Origin of the sequence: uncultured Roseobacter sp., assembly GCF_947501835.1 — a bacterium.
Taxonomy (GTDB): domain Bacteria; phylum Pseudomonadota; class Alphaproteobacteria; order Rhodobacterales; family Rhodobacteraceae; genus Roseobacter.
On the sequence record NZ_CANMXR010000004.1, the window covers coordinates 461,712 to 472,031 of the forward strand.

10 protein-coding genes are annotated in these 10,320 nt (G+C 59.0%); 6 read left to right on the forward strand and 4 right to left on the reverse strand.

Annotated features, from left to right (window positions below; genetic code table 11):
• Nucleotides 1-69 precede the first annotated feature (69 nt).
• The 4 genes from Q1A20_RS11220 to Q1A20_RS11235 are packed head-to-tail and all read left to right on the forward strand — an operon-like array spanning nt 70 to nt 3,912.
• Entirely contained in the window at nt 70-1,044 is a 975-nt protein-coding gene (locus Q1A20_RS11220) for an ABC transporter permease (protein WP_299407670.1), read from the forward strand.
• Nucleotides 1,041-1,922 (forward strand): ABC transporter permease, encoded by an 882-nt coding sequence (locus Q1A20_RS11225; RefSeq protein WP_299407673.1) that lies wholly within the window; start codon nt 1,041-1,043, stop codon nt 1,920-1,922. Before Q1A20_RS11220 ends, Q1A20_RS11225 begins: the two co-directional genes overlap by 4 nt.
• Nucleotides 1,919-2,902: an ABC transporter ATP-binding protein gene (locus Q1A20_RS11230; RefSeq protein WP_299407675.1), complete on the forward strand. Its 984-nt coding sequence runs from the start codon at nt 1,919-1,921 to the stop codon at nt 2,900-2,902. Before Q1A20_RS11225 ends, Q1A20_RS11230 begins: the two co-directional genes overlap by 4 nt.
• Entirely contained in the window at nt 2,899-3,912 is a 1,014-nt protein-coding gene (locus Q1A20_RS11235) for an ABC transporter ATP-binding protein (protein ID WP_299916964.1), read from the forward strand. Before Q1A20_RS11230 ends, Q1A20_RS11235 begins: the two co-directional genes overlap by 4 nt.
• A 294-nt stretch (nt 3,913-4,206) precedes the next feature.
• On the opposite strand, the gene Q1A20_RS11240 is transcribed toward Q1A20_RS11235, so the two are convergent.
• From Q1A20_RS11240 to Q1A20_RS11255, 4 genes are all read right to left on the reverse strand, one after another.
• Complete coding sequence (locus Q1A20_RS11240; RefSeq protein WP_299916965.1) at nt 4,207-4,893, reverse strand: hypothetical protein; 687 nt, start codon at nt 4,891-4,893, stop codon at nt 4,207-4,209.
• Nucleotides 4,894-5,221: 328 nt separating this feature from the next.
• Nucleotides 5,222-6,463: a DUF6522 family protein gene (locus tag Q1A20_RS11245; protein ID WP_299407682.1), complete on the reverse strand. Its 1,242-nt coding sequence runs from the start codon at nt 6,461-6,463 to the stop codon at nt 5,222-5,224.
• A complete protein-coding gene (locus Q1A20_RS11250) occupies nt 6,456-7,622 on the reverse strand; it encodes a P-loop NTPase (protein ID WP_299407685.1) in 1,167 nt (388 codons plus the stop codon). Before Q1A20_RS11250 ends, Q1A20_RS11245 begins: the two co-directional genes overlap by 8 nt.
• Nucleotides 7,619-8,209, reverse strand: a complete 591-nt coding sequence (locus Q1A20_RS11255) for a MarR family transcriptional regulator (RefSeq protein ID WP_299916966.1) — start codon at nt 8,207-8,209, stop codon at nt 7,619-7,621. Before Q1A20_RS11255 ends, Q1A20_RS11250 begins: the two co-directional genes overlap by 4 nt.
• Nucleotides 8,210-8,870: 661 nt before the next feature.
• Between Q1A20_RS11255 and Q1A20_RS11260 the strand changes: the two genes are divergently transcribed.
• Both Q1A20_RS11260 and Q1A20_RS11265 read left to right on the forward strand, forming a co-directional pair.
• Nucleotides 8,871-9,212 carry a hypothetical protein gene (locus Q1A20_RS11260; RefSeq protein ID WP_299407690.1) on the forward strand — a complete coding sequence of 114 codons (342 nt, stop codon included), beginning with the start codon at nt 8,871-8,873 and terminating at the stop codon, nt 9,210-9,212.
• A 94-nt stretch (nt 9,213-9,306) separates the two neighbouring features.
• Entirely contained in the window at nt 9,307-9,717 is a 411-nt protein-coding gene (locus Q1A20_RS11265; protein WP_299916967.1) for a hypothetical protein, read from the forward strand.
• Nucleotides 9,718-10,320: the final 603 nt, after the last annotated feature.

Here is a 10,320-nt window from a genome sequence, read left to right on the forward strand (position 1 = left end):
CCTCATGATGCAACAAGGCCGGGCGGCTGATGCGCCGCCCGGCCTTTGGTTTGCCTAACGGGAAAGCTGATGCTCGGTTTCGTCATTCAACGTTTTCTACAGGCCGTGCTGGTCATGGCCGCAATGTCGGTGATCGTCTTTGGTGGCATCTATGCAATCGGCAACCCGGTCGACATCGTGATCCCGCCGGAGGCGACCCAGGAAATCCGGGAACAGACGATCCAGCGTCTTGGACTCGACCGGCCCCTCTACGAACAATACCTCATCTTCATGGGAAACCTGCTGCAGGGCGATCTGGGACGCTCGTTTGTCTATAACATCCCTGTTCTGGAACTGATCGGCGGACGCTTGCCAGCAACGCTTGAGCTGGTTCTGATCTCTGTCATCTCGGCCACGGTGCTTGGCGTCAGCCTGGGTATCTACGCGGGCTATCGCCCCGACAGCTGGGTGTCCAAGACAATCATGGCTGTCTCCGTTCTTGGCTTTTCGGTGCCGTCGTTTTGGGTCGGGTTGATCCTGATCCTGTTCTTCGCAGTCAACCTGGGCTGGTTGCCGGCGGGCGGGCGCGGCAATACCGTCGAGATCTGGGGCGTAGCGTGGTCTTTCCCAACGCTGGATGGGCTTTCGCACATCGTGCTCCCCGCAATCAATCTGGCGCTGTTCAAATTGGCGATGATGATCCGGCTTGCCCGCGCTGGTACGCGCGAGATCATGCTAACTGACACAGTGAAGTTTGCGCGCGCGGCAGGCCTGTCCGAAGGGACGATCCTGCGGCGGCACTTGTTGAAACTGATCTCCATCCCGATCATCACCGTTTTCGGGTTGGAGCTTGGCTCGACGCTTGCTTTCGCGGTTGTGACGGAAACGATATTTTCCTGGCCCGGCGTCGGCAAGCTGATCATCGACAGCATTGCCGTACTCGATCGTCCTGTGATGGTCGCGTACCTGATCCTGGTCGCTTTCCTGTTTGTGACCATCAATTTCGTGATTGATCTGGTCTTTGCCCTGATCGACCCCCGCGTGCGTCACGGAGCAGAGGCATGAGCGATGCCAGCACGCCCCTGCGCCGTTTCTGGACAGAGTTTCGCGAGAACAAGGTTGCGGTGTTCGCTCTTGCGGTCGTGATCGCGATGATCCTGCTGGCGCTCTTTGCGTCCGTCGTCTCGCCGCAGAACCCCTATGATCTGGCGAACTTGTCCTTGATGGACAGCCGCCGTCCGCCGGGTTTTGTCGGATCGGGCGGCTATACCCATCTGCTGGGCACGGATCCACAAGGGCGCGATCTGTTGTCTGCGATTTTTTACGGCTTGCGTATTTCCATTCAGATCGGCCTTGCCGCGGGGTTCGTATCTCTCACCATCGGCACGGCCCTCGGGATCACGGCTGCCTATCTGGGCGGGCGGATTGAGGCACTGATTATGCGCCTTGTCGATCTGCAGTTGTCGTTTCCCGCGATCCTGCTGGCGCTGGTCATGGTGGCGCTTTTGGGCCAGGGCAAGGCGCAGCTGGTCGGTGCGCTGGTTGCGGCGCAATACGCCTATTTTGCCCGTACCGCCTATGGCGCTGCCAAGGCTGAACGGGGCAAAGACTATATCGAGGCCGCGCTGGCCACGCCCCTGAGCGGTCGGCTGGTGGTCTGGCGGCATCTGCTGCCCAATTGCACCCCGCCTCTGATCGTGGTGGCGACGGTCCAGATCGCCAATTCCATTTCGCTTGAGGCGACACTCAGCTTCCTGGGCCTCGGACTGCCGGTCACCGAACCCTCCCTGGGCATGCTGATCTCAAACGGCTTTCCTTACATGATGAGCGGACGCTACTGGATCTCTGTCTACCCCGGTGTCGCGCTGATCATCCTCATCGTCGCCATCAACGTCGTTGGAGACCAGGTGCGCGATCAGTTCAATCCGAGGCTGCGGAAATGAGCGATCCTGTCCTGAGCGTCAGAGACCTGAGCACCCATTTCTTCACCCGTGCTGGTGTGCTCAAAGCCGTGAACGGTGTGTCTTTCGATCTGGCGCGGGGCGAGATCATGGGGTTGGTCGGTGAAAGCGGTTCCGGCAAGACCGTCACAGGTTTCTCCTTGCTCGGGCTGGTCGACGCGCCGGGCCGGATTGTCGAGGGCTCCATTACGCTGAATGGGGTGGAGCTAACCACACTCAGCGAGGCAGAGCTGCGCGCCCGGCGTGGTCGTGAGATTTCGATGATCTTCCAGGATCCGATTGCGACGCTGAACCCGATGCTGACAATCGGGCAACAGATAAAGCTGGCGATAGATGCGCACGAACGCGTCAGCCCCCGCGCAGCACAAGCGCGCGCGACTGAACTTCTGACGCAGGTTGGCATCCCCTCTGCCGCTGCCCGCCTACGCGCCTATCCGCACGAGTTTTCGGGTGGCATGCGGCAACGCGTGGCAATCGCAATCGCCCTTTTGCATCGCCCCTCAGTGCTTGTCGCGGACGAGCCGACCACAGCGCTTGATGTCTCCATTCAGGCGCAGATTCTCGCGCAGATGCGCGACCTCGCGCGTGAGACCGGTACGGCGATGGTTTGGATCAGCCATGACCTTGCCGTTGTCTCCAGCCTCGCCAGCAAGCTGGCCGTGATGTACGCGGGGCGGATCGTTGAGGCAGGTCCAACTGCCACGCTGCTGAGAGACCCACATCACCCCTACACGGCCGGGCTGATTGCCTCGCTTCCTGCCATGGCAAAACCGGGCGCACCCCTGAACCAGATCGCGGGCAGCACGCCCTCTTTGCTGTCTTTGCCTCCAGGCTGCCCCTTTGCGCCGCGCTGCACGCATGCGTCACGGCAATGCAAGGCTGACCCGGACATGACGCAGCAGGGTGATCGGCAGTGGCGATGCTTTCTTCCCCTTGGTCAAACCGCCAAGGAGCCTGCATGAGCGCCTTTGTCGAAATCACTGACGTCACCCGTGTCTTTGGCCCCAAGCTGACCTTAGGCGAAAGGATCGCGGCAAAACTGGGAGGGAACGTCGAAACCCGGTCGGTCCGTGCGGTCTCGGATGTAACGCTGTCCGTGCGCAAGGGAGAGACTTTGGGCCTGGTGGGAGAATCCGGCTGTGGCAAGTCCACCCTGGGACGCGCCATCGCCGGCATACTGCCCCCGACAAGCGGCACGGTCACCATCAATGGCGCCCCCGTGATGACGGATGGCACCAAAGTGACGACCCGCGTGCAAACCGTGTTCCAAGATCCCTTTGCCAGCCTCGATCCCCGCATGAAAGTCGGCCATACCGTCGCAGAAGGCCCCATCGCCCATGGCCTGACAACCAAGGCGACCGCGCGCCGATATGTAGCAGACTGGTTCGAACGCGTGGGCCTTGATCCCACTTGGGTCGAGCGCTACCCACATCAGTTTTCCGGCGGCCAGCGGCAGCGTATCGCGATTGCGCGCGCCCTCGCCATGCAGCCTGATGTGTTGATCTGTGATGAACCGGTCGCGTCGCTGGACGTCTCGATCCAGGCCCAGATCATCAACCTGTTTCTCGAACTGACCCGCGATCTGGCGCTCACGTCAGTCTTCATCAGCCATGACCTCTCCGTGATCCAGCACGTCAGCGACCGTGTCGCGGTGATGTATCTGGGACGCATCGTGGAGTTGGGACCAGTGGGCGAGGTTTTCGGCAACCCGGCCCATCCCTACACCGAAGCGCTTTTTGGCAGCGTCCCCAAGCTGGTGCTGGATGCAGACGAGCTTGTGCAGTTCGAGACCATCGAGGGCGAGGTGCCATCCCCATTGGCCCCTCCAACGGGCTGCTACTTTCACCCACGCTGCCCTTATGCAACGGAGAGCTGTAAAAAGGTGCATCCGGTCATGGAGCCAATCCACGACAATCGCAGCGTCGCTTGCCATCACTACGAGGCCATCCTTGGGAAGGCACTGGGCGATTGACCACCGGCGTTCCCCGAGAAGCCGGTTTCGCTGTCAAAGTTTGATCGGCTTCCGCGACGCGCACATAATGGTCAATTTCTGCTTTTGAGACAGTCGCTGCGTAATCAGGCGGCGCATACCCGATGAATGTCCGGGAAGGGCCGCGCGCATCGAAACGATGTTAAAGCAGGCAGCGCGATGCTGCGCATAGTCCGATGTCGGCAGAGTGTCCTTTTTTCGGAATGCTGCGCGCACGTCAAACGACCGGCTCCGGCAGTTGGCGACACTTAGGGCTCCATTTGGATATTGAATGTTTCAAATGGCGATTGTGTATGCACCAAACTGAAAGACCAAATATGCCAAGATCGCGAATGCCACGCTCGTTATCAAAACGGGTTTATCGGACAACGGCAGATGGGAAAACATGTTCCGCAAGATATGCCGGATCACCGAAAATCGTTCGGACAAATCAACGGCCGCAGACGCAAATATCGGCACGCCGCCGAGCAGCGCCGCGAGAATGAATGCCGAAGTCAAGTTATCAAAGCGGAAGGCAATAGCTAGCGTGGGCCAGTCGGCACCGAGTGCCCTTTCCACGTCCCCATCGAAAGATCCAAATGCGACAGCAGCAACGTAGTATGCTCCCGCCATCGACGCTGCGAACACAACGAAACGAACGATCAGTTCGAGCATAAAGTACTGGAGGCCTGTCATCCGCCCACCACCCGTATTGCGGACCACCGCATGCAACATTCCAGCAACAAAGTTTGTGAACAGAACCATGGGAACCCCCGTGGTTAAGACTTGGCGAGCAAATGCCCAGCGTGCAAAATCGTCCTCACGCAGTTGCTTTCCAAAGCCTTCAACCCAAACCACATACTGAAAGATCGCGCCAATTAACCCAATGGCAGTGATGTAGATGACCGTATGAACGAAAGCTTTTGACGGTCGACCCAGCCTATAGAAGATGTCAACGATGTACAAAGACTGTTTTGCAGACACAAAGTTGGCCTTAGAAGCTTCGAATAGTATTCACTCTTTTCCTTCGCCAAAATCGAGTTAGCGCTGAGGAGGGTTACAAACACAACTGCTGCAAATTCGGATGCGCCGAACATGAGCTGAAAGACATGTTCAATGACGTCTGCCATGAGAAGTCTATCCTTTTAACACAAAACTGCGACAGCGGTCTGATAGACGAAACCGAGACAGGTACATCGACCATGGGCGCGATTGTGGGAGGAGACACTGCGTCTTGGCAGCAACAGTTTGCTCTGCCGCTGCCAACTCTTGCAGTGTTGAGATGGGCGTGCATTTGGAAAGCGTCCACCGACTACTTCATGATGATCGTCTCGTTCAGGCGACGGAGCTCCCTGATGTGGAATTCGGGTTCACTCTCACCGGCCTGCGGTCCCCGGGACAGGGTGCGCGCGAGGTCGAAGAAGCCCTTGCCTGGCAAGTTCCCGTGCCCGCGGCTGACAGCCCGGGCAGCGATGAAGGGGCGGTCCGCGGCAGCGTCGTCCCGCATCGTGGTTTCCAACGCACGTGTCACCTTCGCGATCGAACCCGGCTTCAGCAGGTTTAGTGCGCCTGCCAAGGCACCGTAGGATATCAGCGTTTGATCTTTGGCAAGCCCCTCCAGATGGGCGCGCACCCGGTCGGACAGGTCCTGCTCTTCGCCTGCCGCCGCTGCTATCAGACGCGGGGGCGGGATTTCGCGGGCGGCGCCGGTGGCATCGAGTTCAGCCGCCCAGGCCCGGTCTCTGCAGCGCAGCACGACCCGAATCTTGCCCTCATCCGCGCCTTCGCCGGTTTCGGTCACGCCGACGACATCCCCGCTGTGCAACCCGTCACGCAATGCTTCCGGTGTGAGGCCCAGACGTGGCGCCAGGTAGTCGGGGTCCACCACAATCTGTCCGTCCTCCCATCCGATGACATCCGCGGGGATCGGCCGGTTCAAGATCGGCGATGAACCGCCGCTACCCGCATAGAACGGATTGCGTCCTGACGCATGGTCGGTGACGTCCAAGATGTTCCCAATGCCGGGCAAGGCTGCGCGAAGCATCTTCTCCACCCCTTGCCGCAATGTGGCCGAGGAGGCCGCGCAGCCTTGGCAGCCGCCGGACATCCGCAGATAGAGCGTACTGTCCCGAACCCGGTCCACTGAGATGTGGCCACCATGGGTGGCGACAGAGGGATTGACCTGCTGGTCCAGCAAAGTCTTCACCGCCTCGAGGAGCTTGGCGTCAGGGTCTACTTTCTCGCGGGCTCGGTCGCACCCGAGCGGGCGGCAGGTTTCGTCGAGCACACGTCGGATTGCCGCGGCGATGGCGGGTTTGAGATCCGCCCAGTCTTTATCGGTGCTTTTTTTCACCCAGACCGTCGGACCGCTCACCTCCACCCGGCGGACGCCTGGCACTGCGAACAGCGCGCGGGCCAGGGGCGCGTCGTCGGCCGCATCGAAGCGGGTCGAACCGGTTACCTGAATCGGGTCGTTCAGAACGAATGCGCAGACATTTGCATCGCTGGCCGAGACCTGTGCGCGGATGCGGCGGCGGGCGGCGATGTCAGACATCTTCCAGCTCCGTGCCGGTCATCGCGCGGAGTGCCTTGAACGTGTAAATACCGGTGGCGTGGCCGTCGCTGAAGGCCATGCCGAGCGCGTAGTTCCCGACGCTCCAGATCCGCGTGAGCTGTAAATCGAGCGGCACGCTCTCCGGGTCGAGGAGCCACGCGCTCGTCATCTCGTCGCGACATTGCGCGCATTGGCAGGCAAGACGCAGGTCGCGATCGGCGAGGCGCTGCTCGGTTCCGTCCGCCCAGCCCAGGATCAGGCCTGCGGCATCATGATCGAGCGCGACCAGGCGTTCGGCAGGACCGTCCGTCGCGACCAGGCCCGGAGCAGGCTGGCCGGAGCCCTCAACAAGTGACCAGGCGAAGGGTGTGGCGATCCCGGCCGTATCATCTTCAGTCTGCACCAGGGCGCTGGCGATGCGTCGATACGATTCCGCTGCCGGGCTGCCAGAGGCAGCGCGGACGAGGGGCTGACCTTCGTCGCTGCAATCGACTACATTCGGGTCGAGCGGCACCTTGCCGAGAAAGGGCACATCCAGATCCCTCGCTATGGCCTCTCCACCACCCTGGTGAAAGATGTTCGTCACCGTTCCACAGCTCGCGCAGGTGAAGCCGCTCATGTTTTCGATCACGCCGAGGATCGGAACGCTGATCTGCTCCATCATGCGCAAGCCCCGGCGCGCGATCTTGAGGCTCACGTCCTGTGGTGTGCTGACCACCACCGCACCTGACAATGGAAAGGCCTGCGCCAGCGTCAGTTGAATGTCGCCAGTGCCCGGAGGCAGGTCCAAAAGCAGCACGTCCAGCGTGCCCCACTCCACCTGCCGCACGAACATCTGCAGATACTTCGTCACCATCGGTCCGCGCAGGATCGCGGGAGCGTCGTCATCGCTTAGCATGGCCATCGAAATGACCTTCACGCCATGCGCTTTGGCGGGGATAACCTTCTGGTCCGGTGACATGGCGGGTTTTCCGGATGCTATTCCCAACATCCCGGGGATCGAGGGGCCATAGATATCGGCGTCCACGACGCCGACGGAGAACCCGGCATCGGCCAGCGCCACAGCGATGTTCGCAGTGACCGTGGATTTGCCCACACCGCCTTTTCCGCTGCTGATGGCGATCATGCGCAATCCTGCGGCAGTCTCAGCATACGTCATGCCGATGCTCCTTGCTCTTCACCCGACCGGGTCGGGGTGTGGCTCGCGCAGAGCTTGACGATGTCCTCCACCGCCAGCTCTGCCGCCATGCAGGCGCAATAGGCCGCACCACCGGACACACCGAAATGATTGCAATCTTGGCAGGTGCCGAAGGCGGGAACATCCCGACGCATCGCCAGCACCGATGCCAGTCGGGACAAGGTCGTCAAAAAACGATTGCGCTCCGTGCTGCCAAGACCATCAATCACACCGATCAGGTCGCGCAGCGGATCCTGCGCAAGCATCGCATTTCCTTGGTCCGTGAGGTCGAAGAACACGCTACGGCGGTCTTGGACGGACTTGGTCCGCGTGACCAAACTCTTCCGTTCCAGCGACTTGATGATCTGCGAGGCTGTACCTCGGGTCGTCGCCTGAAAGCTGGCGAAAGCCGAAGGCGTGCGGGTGCTGACATTGGCACGTGCGAAGAAGCGCAGGCATGTCCATTGTGCGGCGGTTAGTTCGGATCCCGCATCCTCGCTTCGAGCTGCGCGCCCGAGGTGAACAAGCAGTTCTGCGATCCGGTCGGGTGTCTGCAATCCATTAAGCATGTCAAATTGATAGCGATTCGAAATTAATTTTGCAACCATCGAGGTGTCTAGCCCCCTGCGTCTGGGCCACTGATCAGAGGTTTCTCTAAGAGGTTTCGGAAACTGGCGGACGCATGCCAAGAGCCTGATGCGGTGAATGTCTCCTCTGGCGGGCTGCACCGCAGCGACGATGCATGTTGTCAAACAGCAGCTCGGCCCGTCCTCGGGGAGAGGGCGAAGGCGAGGCTAATAGATGCCGCGCCGCATCCGAGGGCGGCTCTGAGCTTACTTTGATAAATGTTGCGCCGGGTAGGAATGTCGGGGTTGATGGGATTGGGGGGCAGGCAACATACAAGAGCTTATGCACAAATCACGCGTCATTCATACCGTGATTTAGAGATCAAAACTCTGATACCAAAAATGTCCTTTACCTTGTTTTGTAGATTGGTGCTCTGCCAATGCCTTCTGCATAATGACGACACTGTCTATATGATAAGGACTTTTTATGGATGGTTGCGTGCATTTCTACCGTCGCGACTTCCAAGTTCACACGCCACGAGATCAGCAATGGAAAGGCCCCAAAGCGGTCACTGAGGAAGAACGCGTTGCATATGCTAGCAGGTTCGTAAGGGCCTGCCGAGAGAAGGGCATTCAAGCCGTCGCGATCACTGACCATCATTGCATGACGTTCTTGCCCTTCATGCGAAAGGCGGCTTTGGATGCGCCCGAACTAGCCGGAACAGCACTTCTGCCACATCAGCGCTTGATTGTGTTTCCGGGCATCGAACTTACGCTCGGCGTACCCTGCCAAGCCATTGACATCTTTGGGGCGGATTTTCCAAATGACATGTTTTCGCTAGCGCTGAATGCCTTGGCGATCACACAAACCGATCCGTCAGCCGAAATGGCCGTTGATCCAACTCGATTGGCGGCGATCACCACATTCACCGAGTTGAAGCGCAAGCTCGATGAACACGAGTATCTCAATGACCGCTATATCATCCTACCAAATGTATCGGGCTAGGGAGAGCATTCGCTTCTACGAAAGGGTCAGGCTGAAAGATATATCGAGATGCCTTGTCTAGGCGGGTACACTGACGGCGGCTATCACCAGCCATTTGTCGCCTGATGATTGGCTGACACTGGCCCTCACGCCGATAGAGTCTGCACCGGTTTATGAGTACCGCGCTCGCGAGGATGAGTACATTCCATTCAAGAACGTCTCGGCGGGGCAACAAGCCACCGCTCTCCTAAAAACCTTGCTCAATCAACCGGGGCCGCCCCTGATCATCGATCAGCTGGAGGAGGACTTTGACAATCCTGTCATGTTGGAGATCGTTAATCAGCTCTGGGACGCGAAGCGCCTTCGCCAGATCGTGTTCGCAAGCCACAACGCCAACCTCGTCGTAAACGGTTACGCTGAGCTGGTGGCGTGGTTTGGCTATAGAACCACAGGGAACCAATCGCGCGGCACCGTCAAAGGGGTCGCGGCAATCGAGATCGAGGACGCTCGCGAAGCTAAAAAATAGATCATAGAAGGTGGCGAAGGTGCGTTCCGGCTGTGGAGGGAGAATACGGGTTTTTAAGGGGGTGGAGTATAATTGTCTGACGTCAGCGCTAATGGGACAGTTCAGGCTAATTTGATAAGAGAGGGTTTCTGTTCGACGGGCCACCAAATCTTTCGCTCTCTGCAGGCGTGTGGGGCGCTCTGATTGGCATGGCTGTTTTGTCGACGGCACTGGCCTATTTCCTCTATTTTGCCATTTTGATACCGCCGGAGCAGCCAACCTGTTGCTGGTCACTCTGCTAACTCCGCCATTCGCCATCGGGCTCGGAGTGATGTTCCTTAGTGAGCAAATGGGGCTGGAAGCATGGATTGGGTTCGCCTTTATTGCATTGGGCTTCGCTGTGACTGACGGACGCTTGTTTTCGTTCTTGTCTCGAAAGGCGTCGATCTAAAAGCGGTCATTGGTGCAAATCGGAGTATCCCATAGGTATGAACTCAGTGCTAGTGAAGCATCAGTGCGCAATAGGATCTACAGGTAGGAGCTCGGGCCCTTTGCGGACATCCGGCCATACTTAATATCAATTTACCCATTTCCCAAAACCTGACCTTCGCGCATCGTGCAGCA